This is a genomic window from Maribellus sp. YY47 (assembly GCF_023111095.1).
Classification (GTDB): domain Bacteria; phylum Bacteroidota; class Bacteroidia; order Bacteroidales; family Prolixibacteraceae; genus Draconibacterium.
In genome coordinates this window covers 18307-35708 of sequence record NZ_JALGYW010000001.1, presented here as the reverse complement: position 1 = coordinate 35708, position 17402 = coordinate 18307, and the positions used below count along the sequence as shown (strand labels likewise).

18 protein-coding genes are annotated in these 17402 nt (G+C 43.5%); 6 read left to right on the top strand and 12 right to left on the bottom strand.

Going from position 1 to position 17402, the window contains the following annotated elements; genetic code table 11:
• The first annotated feature begins 153 nt into the window (after positions 1–153).
• Both MR764_RS00175 and MR764_RS00170 read left to right on the top strand, forming a co-directional pair.
• Entirely contained in the window at positions 154–2280 is a 2127-nt protein-coding gene (locus MR764_RS00175; protein ID WP_247977359.1) for a peptidylprolyl isomerase, read from the top strand.
• Between the two features lie 404 nt (positions 2281–2684).
• On the top strand, positions 2685–3557 hold the full coding sequence (locus MR764_RS00170) for a hypothetical protein (RefSeq protein WP_247977358.1): 873 nt from the start codon (positions 2685–2687) through the stop codon (positions 3555–3557).
• A gap of 1 nt (position 3558) precedes the next feature.
• Here MR764_RS00170 and MR764_RS00165 read toward each other — a convergent pair whose 3' ends face one another.
• From MR764_RS00165 to panC, 11 genes are all read right to left on the bottom strand, one after another.
• Complete coding sequence (locus MR764_RS00165; protein WP_247977357.1) at positions 3559–3990, bottom strand: FKBP-type peptidyl-prolyl cis-trans isomerase; 432 nt, start codon at positions 3988–3990, stop codon at positions 3559–3561.
• Between the two features lie 39 nt (positions 3991–4029).
• Complete coding sequence (locus MR764_RS00160; RefSeq protein ID WP_247977356.1) at positions 4030–4731, bottom strand: class I SAM-dependent methyltransferase; 702 nt, start codon at positions 4729–4731, stop codon at positions 4030–4032.
• Positions 4728–5474, bottom strand: a complete 747-nt coding sequence (locus MR764_RS00155) for a sulfite exporter TauE/SafE family protein (RefSeq protein WP_247977355.1) — start codon at positions 5472–5474, stop codon at positions 4728–4730. Before MR764_RS00155 ends, MR764_RS00160 begins: the two co-directional genes overlap by 4 nt.
• 275 nt (positions 5475–5749) lie before the next feature.
• Positions 5750–6133: a YkvA family protein gene (locus MR764_RS00150; protein WP_247977354.1), complete on the bottom strand. Its 384-nt coding sequence runs from the start codon at positions 6131–6133 to the stop codon at positions 5750–5752.
• Positions 6130–7143, bottom strand: a complete 1014-nt coding sequence (gene dusB, locus MR764_RS00145) for a tRNA dihydrouridine synthase DusB (RefSeq protein WP_247977353.1) — start codon at positions 7141–7143, stop codon at positions 6130–6132. Before dusB ends, MR764_RS00150 begins: the two co-directional genes overlap by 4 nt.
• 109 nt (positions 7144–7252) lie before the next feature.
• Positions 7253–8446, bottom strand: coding sequence for an amidohydrolase family protein (locus MR764_RS00140; protein WP_247977352.1), 1194 nt, complete (start codon positions 8444–8446; stop codon positions 7253–7255).
• A 9-nt stretch (positions 8447–8455) separates the two neighbouring features.
• The gene (locus MR764_RS00135; RefSeq protein ID WP_247977351.1) at positions 8456–8854 is read right to left on the bottom strand and encodes a DUF4296 domain-containing protein; all 399 of its coding nucleotides are present in this window, start codon (positions 8852–8854) and stop codon (positions 8456–8458) included.
• Positions 8855–9177: 323 nt separating this feature from the next.
• Positions 9178–10536, bottom strand: a complete 1359-nt coding sequence (gene radA, locus MR764_RS00130) for a DNA repair protein RadA (RefSeq protein WP_247977350.1) — start codon at positions 10534–10536, stop codon at positions 9178–9180.
• A gap of 91 nt (positions 10537–10627) precedes the next feature.
• Entirely contained in the window at positions 10628–11107 is a 480-nt protein-coding gene (gene rfaE2 / locus MR764_RS00125; RefSeq protein ID WP_247977349.1) for a D-glycero-beta-D-manno-heptose 1-phosphate adenylyltransferase, read from the bottom strand.
• A 111-nt stretch (positions 11108–11218) separates the two neighbouring features.
• Complete coding sequence (gene panD / locus MR764_RS00120) at positions 11219–11569, bottom strand: aspartate 1-decarboxylase (RefSeq protein WP_247977348.1); 351 nt, start codon at positions 11567–11569, stop codon at positions 11219–11221.
• A 12-nt stretch (positions 11570–11581) separates the two neighbouring features.
• Positions 11582–12421: a pantoate--beta-alanine ligase gene (gene panC, locus MR764_RS00115; RefSeq protein WP_247977347.1), complete on the bottom strand. Its 840-nt coding sequence runs from the start codon at positions 12419–12421 to the stop codon at positions 11582–11584.
• Between the two features lie 150 nt (positions 12422–12571).
• On the opposite strand from panC, the gene MR764_RS00110 reads away from it, so the two are divergent.
• From MR764_RS00110 to MR764_RS00100, 3 genes are all read left to right on the top strand, one after another.
• Positions 12572–13372 carry a glycogen/starch synthase gene (locus MR764_RS00110; RefSeq protein WP_247977346.1) on the top strand — a complete coding sequence of 267 codons (801 nt, stop codon included), beginning with the start codon at positions 12572–12574 and terminating at the stop codon, positions 13370–13372.
• Between the two features lie 143 nt (positions 13373–13515).
• On the top strand, positions 13516–14895 hold the full coding sequence (locus MR764_RS00105; RefSeq protein ID WP_247977345.1) for a DUF4270 domain-containing protein: 1380 nt from the start codon (positions 13516–13518) through the stop codon (positions 14893–14895).
• A 909-nt stretch (positions 14896–15804) separates the two neighbouring features.
• The gene (locus tag MR764_RS00100; protein ID WP_247977344.1) at positions 15805–16374 is read left to right on the top strand and encodes a manganese efflux pump MntP family protein; all 570 of its coding nucleotides are present in this window, start codon (positions 15805–15807) and stop codon (positions 16372–16374) included.
• Here MR764_RS00100 and MR764_RS00095 read toward each other — a convergent pair.
• The gene (locus MR764_RS00095) at positions 16371–16772 is read right to left on the bottom strand and encodes a hypothetical protein (protein WP_247977343.1); all 402 of its coding nucleotides are present in this window, start codon (positions 16770–16772) and stop codon (positions 16371–16373) included. The two genes, MR764_RS00100 and MR764_RS00095, sit on opposite strands and share 4 nt — an antisense overlap.
• 178 nt (positions 16773–16950) lie before the next feature.
• On the opposite strand from MR764_RS00095, the gene MR764_RS00090 reads away from it, so the two are divergent.
• Positions 16951–17400: a 6-carboxytetrahydropterin synthase gene (locus tag MR764_RS00090; protein ID WP_247977342.1), complete on the top strand. Its 450-nt coding sequence runs from the start codon at positions 16951–16953 to the stop codon at positions 17398–17400.
• The last annotated feature ends 2 nt before the right edge of the window (positions 17401–17402 follow it).

Here is a 17402-nt window from a genome sequence, read left to right as displayed (position 1 = left end):
TCTTATCATAATTCATTCATTGTCTGCCTTTTAAAGCCCGAGCCCTTTCAGGGTTAAAAAAAAATTAAATAACTGTGTTAAATACTTAAAATTGTTATCTTCGTAGCTCGAAAAAAATCAAACAAAATTTTGCATTAAAATAACTGTTAATCAATGGCAACGTTACAAAAAATAAGAACGAAAGCAGGATTGTTAGTGGCAATTGTAATCGGTTTTTCATTGGCAGCATTTGTCCTTGGCGACCTTATTCAGGGTGGTTCATCAGTGTTCCAAAGAAACCGTATGGAGATAGGTGTTATTGACGGAGAATCCATTCAGTATCCTGACTTTCAGAAGAAAGTAGAAGAGTTAGGTGAAATATTCAAACAAAACTACGGTACCAATCAGTTAGACGAGAATACCTGGGCACAGGTTAGAGACCAGGCCTGGCAACAACAAATAAGTGAAATCGTAATGGGAGACGTTTACGATAAACTGGGTATTGACGTAAGCTCTGACGAACTGTTCGACATGTTACAGGGAGCGAACATTCACCCCATCGTACAACAAATTTTCCGTAATCCTGAAACCGGTCAGTTTGACCGTGCAGCAGTGGTTCGTTTCCTGAAAAGTATGGAAACAGGCGCTGTTACGCAGGAAAACAGAGCATACTGGTTAAACCTGGAAAACCAGATTGTTGAAGAACGTGCACAGTCAAAATATGCCAACATGGTTGGTAAAGGTTTGTACGTTACCAAACAAGAAGCCGAAGCAAGTGCAGCTGCAAGTGGCAAAACCGTTAACTTCGATTATATTTCGGTGGCTCAAAGCACTGTTGCTGACGATCAGGTTACCGTAACCGAACAGGATTTAAAAGAATACTACGCTGCTCACCAGGACGATTACAAAGAAGCAACCAGCAGAAGAATCGAGTACATCACTTACCCGGTGAAACCTTCGGCTTCAGACTATGCTGATGCCGAAAAATGGATTAACGACATTAAAAGTGATTTCGAAAAAGCGGAAGACAATGTACAGTTTGTAAATGCCAACTCTGATGTTGCTTTCCAGAATGTATGGAACAAAAAAGAAGATCTTCCTGAAAACATTGCCGCTTGGGTTTATGACGAACAGGCACAGGTGAACGATGTATTCGGACCGTACGCCGACGGTGATGCCTTCACGCTGGCCAAACTGCACAAATCAGAAATGATGCCCGACTCGGTTGAAGCCCGTCATATTTTATTGCCGGTGAATTCACAAGCTGAGGTTATGGCTGTTCAGGCACTGGCCGACAGTTTGAAAACACTGATTGAAAAAGGAGCAGACTTTGCCAAACTGGCCCGTGAAAACTCAAGCGATCAGGGTTCAGCGGTTAATGGCGGCGATTTGGGATGGTTCCGTCGTAACATGATGGTAAAACCATTTGAAGAAGCTGCTTTCAACAATAAAAAAGGTGAAGTAAGCATTGTAGCAACCCAGTATGGAATTCACGTTATCCAGACTACCCAGCTTGGGAAACTGGTTCCTCAGGTACAAATCGCTTACCTGACCCGCAACGTGGTTCCAAGTACAAAAACATACCAGGAAACTTATGCTGTTGCCAGCCAGTTTGCCGGAGAAAACACAACCCGCGAAGCTTTTGACGCTGCTGTGGCAGAACAAAAACTGGCGAAACGTGTGGCCAACATGGGTGAAAGCGACCGTCAGATTGCCGGTTTGGAAAACGCCAGACAATTAGTAAAAGCTGCTTACGAAGTTGAGCTCAACGATATTCTGAAAACAACTCAGGGATCACCCATCTTTGAACTGGGCGATAACTTTGTTATTGCAGTGCTTACCAACGTTACCGAAGAAGAAATTGCTCCTTTTGAACAGGTTCGTGCACGTGTTGAACTGGCAGTTACCAAAGAGAAAAAAGCAGAATACCTGGTTGAAAAACTGAAAACTGTTTTGGCCGGAAAAACGGACCTGAACGCAGTAGCTTCGGAAATGAATACCGAAGTAAAAAATGCAACCAATATTAACTTTAATTCTTTCTCTATCCCGGGAGTTGGAATGGAACCGGCTGTAATTGGAACGGTAGCCAACCTGGAGGTAGATAAAATTTCTGCACCTGTTTCAGGAAATAACGGGGTATTTGTGGTAATGGTGACTTCTGAAACAGAAAATCCTGCAGCCAATATCCAGGCAGAACAAAACAGACTTGCACAAACACTGAGTTACCGTGCAGCTTCTCAGGCATTTCAAACACATAAAAATGCCGTTGAGATTGTTGATAAAAGAGCGAAATTCTATTAATAAGCGATCGCATAAAATCAAAAGCCGTTCAACACTGAACGGCTTTTTTTATGCCTTTCCCATCGACTTTCTTTAAGAAACAAGAACGCCTATACATCTCCAAAACAGTATCGCCTGCCCACTAAACAGGCGCTACAAACTGTATTGTTTCCTAATACCGATATTAAGTACATTTCAATCTTTGGTACTTATCACAAAAAAGTGCTAATTTAAACGCCGTAGTTCAAATTGGGAGAAGGACAGTATTACGCTCCTGATAAACGGATCAACCTAGAAACAACCAACTGTAAACGAACATGAGTATTCGTTCCACATATGGCCTACGATCAAATCCCGATGCCAGCAAGCTATCCTATACATTTATTTACAAAGACTTACCCTATCAAAAAACTAAAACCAACATTATGAAGAAACTGATTTTATTGACCATCCTGATTTCAACCAGTTTGCTATGGTCGTGCAAAGACATTGAAAAGAAAACCATTAGTAACGAGGAAGCCACTACCCTTTTAACCGAATCTATTACCGCTTACGCTTTGTTTTCGAGCACACAGCAACAGGCTTTCCGCTACAGCGAGGAAAGCGAAAATTTACTCAAAAGTGCCAGTGGTTCCAACGTTGAGTATCCAAGGATAAGTGTAGAGCCACTTGACCTTACTACCTGGCCCAAAACCATTACGATCAATTACGGATCAGAAAACCTGGAAGGAATCGACGGGCGAATGAGAAGAGGTAGCATTGTTATCTCTGCCGGTAACTTCGCCAGTGTCGACAATGCAAGCTGGGTAATTACTTTTGACGATTTTTACCAGGACAACTATAAAATTGAAGGCACACAAACCGTTCAAAATAAAGGGCTGAATAGCAACAACCATCCCGAATATTCCTGCAAAATTGAAGACGGCGTAATCACATCACCCGATGGACGAGTATTTCATTTTGAACAACAAACCACGCGGGAATGGATCGCAGGCAGTGATACCCACCTTTATACAAGCGGAAATGCCGAAGATTTTTGCGACGATGAGTACCTCATCTCGGGAACACACAAAGGGGTAAGTTCGCACGGCTATCTTTATGAAATGAGTACCAAACAGAATTTACATACCAATGTTTGCTGCCGCTGGATTATGGAAGGAATATTATCGGTAACGCTGCCCGACAACGACTTGAAATGCGAAATAAACTTTCATCCTTCGGCAGAAGCTGACGACTTGTGTAACAATCAAGCCCTATTTAAGATTATGGGCGAACAACTGACGATCACCTTGCCTTGATTTAACAGATTTCAAGCAACCGAATATCAAAGCTTAGTACGGCGTTGGGAGGAATTTTGTTTCCCGTGCCTTTTCGGCCCCAGGCCAAATCGGCCGGCACCCAGAATTTATAACGGCTTCCCACCGCCATCATTTGCAGTCCTTCCTGCAAACCTTCGATCAGTTCTTCAATTTTCGCCTTATCCGGCTGGTTCTGCCGATAGGTATCTTCCAGAATTTTGCCGTCGAGTAAAAGTGCCCGCTGATGAATAAGAACAACATCGTATAATCCTGGTTTTGCGCCACTTATTTCCTCTACAACAGAATATTGCAGCCCTGAGCCAGTTTCTGCAACACCGGCCTTTTGACGGTTGTTGATCAGAAAATCCTCTCCCGATTTTCGGTTATTCCCTGCCGATCCCTTGTTTCGCGATTTCTTTTCTCTTCCTCCCATTTATAGTACAGATAGTTTTTATTCCGATGAACTGTTACATTACTGAACCTCGCCCACCACCACTAAACACGTAGCCATTTCAAAACCAAATTGACCAAGAGCCGCTTCAATTTCAGGAATTTCCTCTTTGAAAGTTAAATACTGAGGCTTGTCTTTTATCGTTTCTACAGCTTCGTGCAGCTTTTTCTTTCTTTCTTCAATATCGGTGGCATCGGTAGTCGCCGCTTTACTGTTATAATCAAAATGAAGACAAATTTTTAATCCTGAAGTCTCTGCCATCTCCAGAATCTCATTTTTTTGAAATGAATTATTGTGACAGATTCCGTTTAATCGGTCAATTTTGCTTCTGAAATGATGCATTGCTTTATGCACTTCCTGTGCCGGATTCAGATGATCGCTGAAAAGTTCGTTGATGATAATCCACCCTCCGGGCTTAACCACCCGTTGCATCTCCTTCAGTGTTGCCTGGACATCGGAAAGATGGTGAAGCGCCATCGATATGCTGGCAGCATCAAAGTGTTCGTTCTCAAACGCAAGCGTCTCCCCTTTCATTACCGAAAAATGCGCTGAAGGATACTTTTGGGTAGCTTCTTTCAATGCCTCTTCATCGGGATCAACACCATACATCTCTGCTGCTGGAAACACTTTTTCCAACACTCCGATAAAATTCCCGGGGCCGGTTCCTACATCAAGAACCGAATTAACCTCTTTGTCCTCAAAAAAATCTGTAAGTTGCTTCATATCAATAATAAAAATGCAGAAAGTGCAGTTAAAACAATCACTGCTGTGCGGTATAGTTTTTCAGAAATCTGTTTAACCAGTACAATTCCAAGAAATGCGCCCAAAGCAATGGAGGGTAGCATCAAAACATTAAGCGTTAGTGTTTGCCAGTTGATGGTCTTCCAAACCAGAATATGGAGCGGAAATTTTGAAAAATTGACGATCAGAAAAAACCACGCCCCGGTGCCGATAAACGATTTTTTAGGCAGGTGCATGGCCAGTAAATAAATGGCAAAAATGGGGCCGGCTACGTTTCCGATCATCGTGGCAAAGCCCCCCAGTACCCCCATGGCAGCAGCAAACCACCAGGTATTGGGAAAAAGCTGCTCTTTTCTCTGACGGTCCTTCCACAGCATCAGCCCGATGCACAGAAAAACCAGAACTGCCATGATGTTTTTGAACCATTCGTCGTTTACCACATGCCCCACCCAAAGCGCAATTCCAATGCCCACAAAGGCCCACGGAAGCAGCTTCCATAGGTATTTCCATTCGGCATGGCGGTGATAATAACTAACCGCAAACACATCGGCCATCATTAGCATTGGCAGCAAAAATCCGGCGGAAGCTTTCCCGCCAAAAACAATGGCCAGTGCCGGAACTACCAGCATGGATACACCGGGAACACCAACTTTCGACATGCCCACCAAAAGTGCGCAAACGGCAAATAAAATCCATTGAAGTGTTGAAAAATCAAATCCGTGCATAGGCTGTATTATGCTTTCAAAAGTATCGAAAATAGCACAAACACACGAAAAATGCACAAAAAAATAGCCCCGGTTTCCCGAGGCTATTTCGCTAACAATTCGAAGGTAGATTCCTTCCCAAAAAACAAAAAACAAAAAGCAAGGTTACCTCTCAACCTCAATTATCCCTCAGCAACCACTTCATTATTTGAAGCCTCCTTGCATTACTTTAACATTCAAACGGCGTGCCAGACTGAACTCATTTACAGGCGTTAACGTCTCTTAACAAAAGACTATCACTTCGTCTGGTCGTCTATCTCTTTAATATCTTCGGGATTGATTTCGCCAAACCAATCGTTGAGTTTTTGCTTTGCTTTCTCTTTAATCTCAGGTGTGATACTCTTCGATATCTGTGAAAGCGCAAACAACAAAACTCCCAGATCGTCGGAATAACCGATTAATGGAGTAAGGTCAAAAATGGCATCGGTAGGCAGGATAAAATACCCAAGCGCAGCGGCAATGCTCAGCTTTGTTTTGATCCCCGTTCCTTTATCCTGCATGGTGTAGAACAAGAGTAAAACGGCATAAACAACCTTTGTTCCTGCCTCTTTGGCGTATTTTTTAAGCTTTTCCCAAAGCGACTCTTCTGAAAAATATTGGGTATAACTATTTTTCTTCATTTTAAACTTGAATTGTTAAAATCAAGGCGGTATTCGCCATATTGCTCTACAATTTTCACCAAAATCTTATTTACCTCATCGTTCGTCTCAGCCCGAAGCAGCGCAATTTTTAGTTCGCGGAAGTTGGGCAGACCGGGGAAATATTTTGCAAAATGCCGGCGCATCATCAGAATTCCGGAACGTTCGTTGTCTTTCCACTCCAGGTTCATAAACATTTGCTCCTTCAACACATCTACCACTTCGGCAACCGTGGGTTGCGGAAATTCCTCGCCTGTTGAAAGATAATGCTTTACTTCGCGGAAAAGCCAGGGTCTTCCAATGGCTCCCCGACCGATCATCAATCCGTCAACACCGGTTTCGTCCAGCAAACGTTTTGCTTGCTCTCCACTGTTAATGTCTCCGTTGCCAATAATAGGAATCCTGATGTTTGGATGATTTTTCACTTCCCCGATCAAACTCCAGTCGGCTACACCTGTATAAAGTTGCTCGCGGGTTCTGCCATGAATGGCGAGTGCCTCAATCCCGGCATCCTGCAAGCGTTCTGCAGCTTCCAGAATCGGAGTATCTCCGGCAGTCCAGCCCAGACGGGTTTTGGCGGTAACCGGAACGTTCACTGCCTTTACAATTTCCGCTGCCATCTGCTGCATTTTGGGGAGATCTTTCAACATGGCTGATCCCGCGCCATGACGAATGATCTTTTTCATGGGGCAGCCAAAATTGATGTCGATAAAATCGGGCTGGCTTTCTTCTGCTACCTGTGCAGCACGCACCATCGATTCGATGTTATGACCATAGATCTGAATCGCCACCGGCCGGTCAAATTCAAACAGATGCATTTTTTCTCGGGTCTTTTGAATATCGCGTACCAATGCCTCCGACGACACAAACTCGGTGTACATTACATCGGCTCCAAATTTCTTGCACATCCACCGAAACGACTTGTACGTCACATCTTCCATCGGTGCCAGAAAAAGCGGAGTATTTCCCAGCTCAAGATTTCCAATCTTCATCTTTAGTTCCTTCTATCCATTGGGCAAGCGGCTACTTTTACCGCTCAAATGCCACAGTTCAACTTTCTTAAAACAGGGCAAAGGTAGAAAATATTTCAGGTAGTGGATTTTACAGCAGGCGCTTCACTTTTGTATGTTCAGTGAGCCGTAAGTTTTTGAGCTGAACTCCTGTTAGCAGATTCACCCCTGGCTTTTTACCGGGCTCAAAACTTCCAAATTTTTCAGCAATATTCAGGGCTTTTGCACCCTTGAAGCACGCCCAACTCACGAGTTCCTCCAAGCCAACTTCCGGAAAATATTGATGTAACGTGATCATCTCCTTTACAACAGAAAGCGCACTATTGGAAGCGAGGCTATCCGTCCCCAGGCAAATGTTCATGTTAAATTTGCGGAAAAGTTGCACCGGAGGAAGCGTGTTTTCTATGAATAAATTGGATCCCGGACAAAGCACCAGGAACGTATTATCAACCGAACGTTGTGTTTGCAACAATTTCAGATCATCTCCGCCGGTGAAAGTGTTATGCACCAGTAACAAAGTATTCTCAGTGGGCAGAAATTCCAACGTTGCATCCAACGAATTCCTTTTCCCGGCTTGCCAGTGCGACAAATCGAGCCCAATATTGTGTTGAAAATGTCCGGCTATCGGACCGGTACCGTCTTTAAAAAACTGTTCCTCAGCTTTGCTTTCCTGGTTGTGGATCGAAAGAATACTCTTTGCTTTCGCAGCTTCGTTTTGAATTTTCCGGAACAGCGGTTCAGAAACTGAATAAGGCGAATGAGGAACAATGTTTGCCGGTAAGCCACTTTTTATGCATTCATCCCGGACCTGAACGGCCAGCTCAAATGCCCGCTCGGCACGCGAAGGATGAAAGCCGAAAGTTTCGGCGAAGGTATGGTAGTAAATTTTGCTTTTTTGTTTAACCGGAATCGAAGCATTCGAATTGGAAATGTCTCCTACTGCAGCAATCCCCGCGGCCCACATCAAACGATCGGCCAGCTGCATTGCTTTCAAAACAACATCGGGCTCTGCCTTTCGGTGTTGATTGATCTGCCCGATAAAAGCGCCAATACCGGTATGCGCTTCCAATTTCTTATGCAAGTGAGAAAGTTCGAGGTGACAATGTGCATTCACAAAACCGGGGACCATAACACCACTGTAGTATTCCACACTGGCTTCTTCCTTCCAGTTGTCCTCTCTTTCGAGCAGATCAATAATGGTTCCGTCATCCTCACAAACGAGAAGACCATTTTTTACAGGAGGCCTGTCTCCAGGGAAAATATATGTGGCCGCCAGTTTTCTCACATCGTTTGGCTATTTTGCTTCTTCCGGCTCTTCTTTCAACTTCAGTTCGTCCTGCTTTCTTCCCGATAATTCCTGTTCCATTTCACTAAGCTTCGACGTTACTTTCCGGTACATTTTATCGAAATTTTTCGGAACGCTCGCGTAATAAATAAAAGATTGCTCGAAGACCGAATCCTGAACATTGTACTTATCAAGTACGGAATAGTAAAAATTCACGGAAGAGTTATCCCGCATAAGCGTATCGTACCGAAACCGGTTGTAAGTAGCCTCCGCCAAATGAATATCCACCAGCATATCGATCATCTGATGTTCTTTGATCAAATGCTTGGGCTTCGGAACCACAGGATCGTCGCACGAAGCCAGCGCAACAACCGTTACCAATAGTATAAGTTGAAATATTTTCTTCATCAGGGTGCCAAATTATAAATAGTTGGCTTACAAATCAAAATTAGGTAGTTAAAAAAGTTTATTTACCACGTGTTTCACTGCAAGCAGAGTCTTCGCCATCAACGAAGGCAGTCTAAAAAGCATATTTCACGCAGAGTACGCCAAGGATTACCCCAAAGAACGCAAAAACGGAGGCTGGCAATGAGTCATCTGCGGCCTTTGCGATTCTTGTGCTTCTTACAAGAACCTTATCATCAACTTTTGGAAAGCCTCGTTGGAGCCGTAACTTAATATGTACGCCCTGCTGAAGTGGACTGATTTACGCGCTCCGGAATTAATCGTTTTTAAGCAAAAATGGTTTTGAACACCTCTTCCACCCGGCTTACTTTCACAATATCGATGTTAAATTTCTTCGCATCAAAACCTTTATTGAGCGATGGTACATAAATTCTGGAAAATCCCAGTTTTGCAGCTTCGGCAATGCGTTGTTCAATGCGACTCACAGCACGAATTTCGCCCGTTAATCCGACTTCGCCTGCAAAACAAATTTTGTGGTTAATCGCAATATTGATGTTCGATGAAAGAATCGAGCAAATCACAGCGAGGTCGGTCGCCGGATCGCTGATTTTAATTCCGCCGGCAATGTTCAGAAATACGTCCTTGGCAATCAGTTTAAACCCCGCCCTTTTTTCGAGCACCGCCAGCAACATGTTCAACCGGCGAAGATCAAAACCGGTGGAAGAACGCTGCGGTGTTCCGTATGCAGCAGAGCTAACCAGCGCCTGAATTTCAATCAGGAAAGGCCGCATACCTTCGATGGTAGCTGCAATTGCGGTTCCGCTCACATCGTGGCTCACTTTCGAAATCAGTTGTTCGGAAGGATTGGTGATTTCGCGTAAACCGTCGCTGCGCATTTCAAAAATACCCAGTTCGTTGGTAGAGCCAAAACGGTTCTTATTCGAGCGCAAAATCCGGTACATATAGTTGGTGTCGCCTTCAAACTGGAGAACCGTATCCACCATGTGTTCGAGCACTTTTGGCCCGGCCAGACTCCCTTCTTTTGTAATGTGCCCGATAAGCACCACGGCCACATCATTCTTTTTGGCAAACTTTAAAATCGCAGCGGTACACTCGCGCACCTGCCCCACCGAACCTGGCGAAGATTCGATCAATTCAGTGGAAATGGTTTGAATGGAATCGACGATCAATACTTCGGGTTTGATCTGCTCGGTATGTGCCAGAATATTTTCAAGCGAGGTTTCGCTCAAAAACAAACAATTGCTGGCGTTATTCGTCAAGCGCTCGGCACGGAGTTTAATCTGCTGCAGGCTTTCCTCCCCCGAGATGTACAGAATATTTTTCCCGTTCAACCCCAGCGCCATTTGCAACGCCAGTGTCGATTTTCCAATGCCGGGATCACCACCCAGCAGAATCAGCGAACCGGGAACGATACCGCCACCCAGCACCCGGTTAAATTCTTCAATTCCCACCGAAATCCGGCTGTTTTTTGCGGTTTCGATCTTATCGAGTGTCAGTGGCTGGTTTCCTGAAAGCTGCACCGACAGCTTTCCTGTACTTTGTTTGGTGGCCACAATTTCTTCCACCAAGGTATTCCATTCGCCGCACGAGGTACATTTTCCGAGCCATTTGGGAGACTGGGCCCCGCAATTCTGGCAGGTGTATATGCTTTTGGTTTTGCTCATTAATATCAGTTTTCTCCGTGACTTCTCTGTATCCTCTGTGGTAAAATAGAAGGACAAACCACAGAGAGCACCGAGGCTTCACAGAGGTTTTTTATAGTTTTTTTATGCGTTCAATCAATTCGCTGGTCGAGATGCCCTCCACCAGGTCAAGTCGTTCCACTTTTCCGCCGTTGTTGAGTACCGTATCGTGACCCGCAATTTCTTCTATTTTATATTCGGAGCCCTTTACCAACACATCCGGAATTATTTGTGCGATGATCTCGGCCGGAGTTTCTTCGTTAAAAATGATCACGGCATCCACACACTCGAAGGCTGCCAGCACTGCAGCCCGCTCCATTTCCTTTAAAATAGGCCGGTTCTCGCCTTTTAGTCTCCGCACCGATGTATCGGAATTCAGGCCCACAATAAGTTTTGTGCCCAATGCCGCCGATTCCTGTAACGCATCCACATGACCATGATGAATCAGATCGAAACAACCATTGGTAAAAACAATGGTATGATTGCTTCCCTTCCATATCTGCAAAAGCGGTGAAAAAGAGGCAAAGTCTCTGAATATTTTAGATTTGGTCATTAAGTTCATAGAGAATCGGATGTTTTTATTCATTTCTGAAATTAACACCTATAAAAATAAAAAAACCTCGCCGTTTCGAACTGCGAGGTTGTCCTATTTTTAAAAACTTCTTTAAACAATGCTGTTCGTCTCGGTGTCGGGGAAAACCAGGCTGGGTTTAAAAGTTTTGGCTTCTTCGAAATCCATGATTCCGTAAGAAATAATAATCACTACGTCGCCTACGGCTACTTTACGCGCTGCGGGTCCATTCAAACAAATGGTTCCCGAGCCGCGCTCTCCCTTAATCACGTATGTTTCCAAACGTTCGCCATTGTTGATGTTCACCACCTGAACCTTTTCATTTTCAATCAGGTTGGCTGCGTCCATCAAATCTTCGTCGATGGTAATGCTCCCCACATACTGCAGGTTAGCTTCCGTAACGGTTACTTTATGAATTTTTGATTTACAAACTTCAATTTGCATGGCTTTGCCTTTCTAGTTAAAAACTATATTGTCGATCAATCTGATCTTTCCGCAATAAGCTGCAATGCACCCGACTTTGACGGAATTTTCATCCCAGCTTTTAACGGGTTGCAGCTGCTCGTCGTCTACTATTTCAAAATATTCAACTTCCAGAAACGGGTTATTGTTTACTTCGCTGATTACCCATTCTGCAAGTTCATTTACGTTTTTCTGCCCGTTAAGTTCTTTAGCCCTGAACAGCGTTTTGGAAATCGTCACGGCATTCTCGCGCTGCTCGCTGGTTAACAATTCGTTACGCGAACTCATTGCCAGTCCGTTTGCTTCACGAACAATGGCGCAAGGTACAATTTCGACCGGAAGCTGCAGCTGTTTTACCATGTTTTTTATGATGGCCAACTGCTGAAAGTCTTTTAAGCCAAAATATGCCTTCGCCGGTTTTACCAGTTCAAACAAGCGGCTTACCACTTGTGCCACCCCGTTAAAATGCCCCGGACGAAACTTTCCTTCCATTACGGTTTCGAGCTCTCCAAAATTAAATTTTCGGGTGTCGGTTTCGGGATAAATTTCCTGAACCGGCGGTGCGAAAACAATACCACATCCGGTGGGCTTCAGCAGCTCCAAATCGGCCTCCAAAGTACGCGGATAACGCTCCATATCTTTGGGATCATTAAACTGGGTTGGGTTAACAAAAATGCTCACCACAACCACCTTGTTTTCAGCTACTGCGCGTGTTACCAGCGACAAGTGCCCCTTATGCAGTGCCCCCATGGTTGGCACAAATCCGACCCCCGTTGCGTGGCCCGAATTTTCTAGTTCCTGTTGCAGATCTTCTACTGTCCTTACGAGTTTCATACCCCTCAATTTGCGGCTGCAAAGTAAACAAATATAATTGTGAAAATACCACAAAATTCAGGTAGAGTAACTGAACCTAACCAAGTTAAATTGAATATTAAGTTTATTTTTATTAATTTTGCCCCCTGTTTTTAACTGCACAATTGGTTGATGGAAAAGAAAAGAATCCTTTATATCTCACAAGAAATAACACCTTACTTACCAGAAAGCGAAATGTCGGAAATAGCCCGGTATTTGCCGCAAGGTGTTCAGGAAAGAGGCAGAGAGATACGAACATTTATGCCCCGCTATGGTAATGTGAACGAGCGTCGTAACCAACTTCACGAAGTGATCCGTTTATCCGGGATGAACCTGGTTATTAACGATACCGACCATCCGTTGATCATAAAAGTAGCTTCGATTCAGGCTGCCCGGATGCAGGTGTATTTTATCGACAACGAAGACTATTTCCAGCGGAAAGCCATCCTGAAAGATGACAAAGGAAATGAATTTGAAGACAACGACGAGCGTGCCGTTTTCTTTGCCCGCGGGGTATTGGAAACCGTAATTAAACTGCGTTGGGCACCCGATATTATTCATTGCCACGGCTGGCTTACCTCGCTCGTTCCGTTGTACATTAAAAAATATTACTACAACGACCCGCTCTTCAGCCAGTCGAAAGTAGTTTATTCGGTTTACAACGACGATTTCAAAAAAACGCTCGACCCGCGTTTCAACGAAAAGCTTTTGCTCGATGGAATTACAAAGGAAGATGTTGAAGTGATCAATGATCCTTCGTTCCTGAATGTTAGCAAACTGGCCATCGATTACTCGGACGCTGCGATTCAGGGAACCGAAAACATTAACGGCGACGTGAAGGATTACATTAAAAAATCGGGTAAATTATTTTTGGACTATCATCCCAAAGAAACTTACATCGATGCCTATAACGAATTTTACGACAAGGTTTAGCATCAAAACTTTGTTAAAAGATCAAAATAAATTTTAAAATCTTCATTAAAACAGTGATTGCCGAAATGCTCTCGTTGTTTTTTCATACGTTTGTGTGATTTAAGAGAAAACAGAAAAGGTTAATAATTAAAATCGGAAATTACGTGAGAAAATATATCCATCAGATGCTTCGTTTCGGAACCGGATTCCTCTTCCTGGTAATGGTATTTACTGCCTGCAACGACAAAAACGAACTTGGACTTGAACTGCTTCCCGGAGAAGATCTGATCAACGTAAAAAGTGTGGAAGTGAAAAGCGATATTTCTGCTTTTACTTTTACTGAAGACAACATTGTGACGAGCGAACATACTACCAACCTTCTGGGCAGCATGAACGATCCGGTTTTTGGAAATACAACCGCCAGTTTCGCTTCGCAGTTCCGACTCACCTCTTATCCCGATTTCGGAGACAACCCGGCAGCCGACTCTACTTTTCTGGTGCTTTATTACCGGATTATTTTTGGCGACACCATTACTCCTCAGAATGTAAAGGTTTATGAGATGCAGGAAGCGCTGAATCCGGATATCGAATACACACAGGAAACCGACCTGAAAATGATGGCTTCGCCCGACGTGATTGGCGAACTAACATTTACACCCAAAGTTGAGCTTGATTCGACAACAGCCGACACGCTGTATCAATACCTCAAAATTCCGATCGACAACGATCTTGGAAACCGCCTTGTAACGGCCGATTCAGTAGACTTGTCTACCAACGAAGCTTTTTTGAATCTGTTTAAAGGACTGTATGTTGAAGCAGAGAAACTAAGCTCTTCGGAAAACGGAGCATTGATTTCCGTTGAAACAGTTCCTACTTCATCGTTTAACGGATCGCTGCTGGTGGTGTACTACAACAACGACGAAAACAGGCTAAAACAGGAAGTAGACACGCTTACTCCCGATACACTTTCGAGGGTCTTCAGAATAACACAATACAGCGCCAAGGTGGGTAACATTACACACGACTACACCGGAACAGCATTTGAAAGCAACCTGAACCAGGAAGAAGAACAACAGACAAAAATCTACGTTCAACCCACCGGAGGATTAAAATCAAAAATTTTGATCGACAATCTGCTGCATTGGCAGGACTCAACAAATACGGCAATCAACAAAGCCGAACTGGTTTTCCAGATCGATACCCTTACCAGCGATAAAGACAATTATACGCCGCCATCGCGGTTACTGCTGACGTATATCGATAAAAACGGTGACGAAAAAATGCCGGTTGATGCTACCGAATTTAGCTATGCTTATTTCGACGGGTACTTAAGAAGTGATTATACCTACCACTTCAACATTACACAGCATTTACAGCGAATCATTGATATTACCGATCCTGAAGAAAAAGGCTATGTTGGAAATCAGGGATTTTTCCTGACCACCGGAAGACGTCCCGATATCGCAAACCGCGTTGTTTTGGAAGGAGCCAATCAACCCGATGGAATCAAGTTGATCATTACCTATTCGAAATATTTGCAATAGCAAAATATAAAAAACGCAAAAAGGGCGAATCAAAAACAATGATTCGCCCTTTTTGTTATGAAAGTCGATCAACGAAAGACAGCTATTTTTCGTCCGGAAGTCTTATAAATCTATGATCAACTAACTGTTCCGGACGATTTCCCTTCGATCATTTCATCCCGGCGTTATACACCGGGTTAATCACATTCGACGTTTTCAGCGCCATAAAAAGTGAAGTGTTCAAACATTACTGTCCGGTTAACTCGACTTAAGTTTGTAACTCTGCTCAATATCCCGAAGGGATAAAATAAGATTAACCTCGGGTGAAACCCGGGGGTGATATGTATAAGCGATTCAACGCACAATCGCTTTATGCGCCTTGTAATCTAACTACTTTTATGAAATGCTGTCGACAAGCCACACTTAAACATTGAAAACATCGATTTTTTCCTTTTCGCTGGCCTTGAAAATCAATACAGGCCTTGGAAAAGCAACTATTTCGACAATCAAACTTATTACGCTGCTCTGCAGCTTAACGGTCTTTCTTGTCTGTTTGTCTATAAATACTTTGCTGCTCTGCAGCTGTTTTTGAGCAACAGCGTTGCGATACTATTTATAGAAAATTCCAGATGAGAAAAAATTAGCCCCATCGGGGCGAAACATTCAGGAAGAGCAAAACTGAAAAGATATATATCTTTCATTCCTGTTGGTGATTCCTGAAAATCATGATTGTTTTGTGCTTAATTTACTTTACTTGGTTGTAATCTTAACAAGGAGTATTTCATCGTTCTTGCTGTCCTTTTGGGATATCGATTTTTCAATTCTCCTGAAAACAATACCTCGGGCAAAATTTCCAGAAATATTTCGCACATCTCTTATCAAACTATTGGTAGCGTTCTCATTCAATTGCTTATTTTTGCCTCCTCAAAAATGACACTGGTCGAATTCATAACGTTTTTACTGATCGGCATCGGATTGAGTTTCGATTCGTTTGCCGTTTCCGTCTCCTGCGGATTAATGCGGCGGGAAATTCAGTTTCAGCAAGCTTGCAAAGTGGCGGCATCACTTGCATTTTTTCAGGCACTTTTTCCACTCGTGGGCTGGGTAATCGGTAGCGCCATCGAAAATTTAATTAAATCGGTTGACCACTGGATCGCTTTTGGCTTACTCGCAGCAATCGGCGGGAAAATGATCGTTGAAGGAATCAAAGAAGATGGTTCGCTAAAAAACCTCGATCCTTTTAAAATGAGTGTACTGATCGGGCTTTCGATCGCTACCAGCATCGACGCATTTGTGGTGGGAATCAGTTATGGCTTCCTCGAAATTCCGATTATACTGCCTGTTCTGGTGATTGGAGCGGTAACTTTCATCGCCTCAATGCTGGGTATGCTTTTCGGCAAATACATTCCGGCCAAACGCAGTCAACAATCCATTATACTGGGCGGAATCATTTTACTTTTGATGGGATTTAAAATTCTGGCCGAACACCTTTGGTTCTAACGATCAAGCTTTCTGACTTTCAACGTTACCTTGTAGTCTTTTTGTTCAATCTCGCGTGAGATGTCGGGATACGGACTTACATCGATCAATTCAATTTCGTAATTCTGAACCGTATCTTTGGGCTGACGAACCGTACTCAACACCAGTTCGTTCACTTCCTGCAGCCGAACATACATATAAACGGTTGCCTCACCTTCCCAAACACAAACCACTCCTGTCGGGCAACGCGAATCGTCTACGTGTTCCACACCGATCTTCAGATTCTGATCCGGCGAAGCATACTCTTCCTGCAGCCTCACCTGCTGATCTTTGCCGAGCGACAAAATATGATTTTCTTCGTCGGAGCTGCATGCTGCAAAAACCAGCAAGAACATCGTTATAATTACCTTTACTTTCATTTTTCCTGTTTTTAGAATCTTACCCCGCATACTTCAGTAAAATCTCCTCTCGCGTTGTTTTGTCTACCTTCAGAAAGACGCAATTTTAACAAAATTGGTTGCGTTGGCATTTCGCCAAATTCTATTCCTGTTTTGCTGAAAAAAACCTTACTTTCACAACACCAAAAGGGACTGACAAATGCCGAGGATAAGGGTAACCAAGTGTTTTGATTTTGAAATGGCGCATGCGCTTTTAGCGTACAACGGAGTTTGTAAAAACGTACATGGCCATACTTACGATTTGCAAGTAACATTGATCGGGGAGGTTTTAAGTAAACCCGGGCATCCGGAAGACGGAATGGTAATGGATTTTAGCCAACTAAAAACCATCGTAAATTCAAAAATTATTGAGATTTTCGATCATGCACTGGTAATTAATTCGATCACTCCCGAAGCTCAGAAACAAGCTCTGGCTCAAACCACAGAACGACTCACTGTCGTGGATTTTCAACCCACTTCTGAAAACCTGGTCACTTATTTTGCCGGCATCCTTCAACAAGCTTTGCCTTCAAACGTTTCACTATTTAGCCTGCGGCTTTACGAAACCAAAACTTCGTTTGCCGAATGGTTTGTATCCGATAATCAGTAAAA

Coding starts and splice junctions, on each gene's coding strand:
- radA (WP_247977350.1), bottom strand. CDS start 10,536: ATGAGCAAAACCAAAAGCATATACACCTGCCAGAATTGCGGGGCCCAG.
- panC (WP_247977347.1), bottom strand. CDS start 12,421: ATGAAACTCGTAAGGACAGTAGAAGATCTGCAACAGGAACTAGAAAAT.
- MR764_RS00155 (WP_247977355.1), bottom strand. CDS start 5,474: ATGCACGGATTTGATTTTTCAACACTTCAATGGATTTTATTTGCCGTT.
- MR764_RS00110 (WP_247977346.1), top strand. CDS start 12,572: ATGGAAAAGAAAAGAATCCTTTATATCTCACAAGAAATAACACCTTAC.
- dusB (WP_247977353.1), bottom strand. CDS start 7,143: ATGAAGATTGGAAATCTTGAGCTGGGAAATACTCCGCTTTTTCTGGCA.
- MR764_RS00100 (WP_247977344.1), top strand. CDS start 15,805: ATGACACTGGTCGAATTCATAACGTTTTTACTGATCGGCATCGGATTG.
- MR764_RS00095 (WP_247977343.1), bottom strand. CDS start 16,772: ATGAAAGTAAAGGTAATTATAACGATGTTCTTGCTGGTTTTTGCAGCA.
- MR764_RS00165 (WP_247977357.1), bottom strand. CDS start 3,990: ATGGGAGGAAGAGAAAAGAAATCGCGAAACAAGGGATCGGCAGGGAAT.
- panD (WP_247977348.1), bottom strand. CDS start 11,569: ATGCAAATTGAAGTTTGTAAATCAAAAATTCATAAAGTAACCGTTACG.
- rfaE2 (WP_247977349.1), bottom strand. CDS start 11,107: ATGACCAAATCTAAAATATTCAGAGACTTTGCCTCTTTTTCACCGCTT.
- MR764_RS00175 (WP_247977359.1), top strand. CDS start 154: ATGGCAACGTTACAAAAAATAAGAACGAAAGCAGGATTGTTAGTGGCA.
- MR764_RS00090 (WP_247977342.1), top strand. CDS start 16,951: ATGCCGAGGATAAGGGTAACCAAGTGTTTTGATTTTGAAATGGCGCAT.
- MR764_RS00160 (WP_247977356.1), bottom strand. CDS start 4,731: ATGAAGCAACTTACAGATTTTTTTGAGGACAAAGAGGTTAATTCGGTT.
- MR764_RS00150 (WP_247977354.1), bottom strand. CDS start 6,133: ATGAAGAAAAATAGTTATACCCAATATTTTTCAGAAGAGTCGCTTTGG.
- MR764_RS00135 (WP_247977351.1), bottom strand. CDS start 8,854: ATGAAGAAAATATTTCAACTTATACTATTGGTAACGGTTGTTGCGCTG.
- MR764_RS00170 (WP_247977358.1), top strand. CDS start 2,685: ATGAAGAAACTGATTTTATTGACCATCCTGATTTCAACCAGTTTGCTA.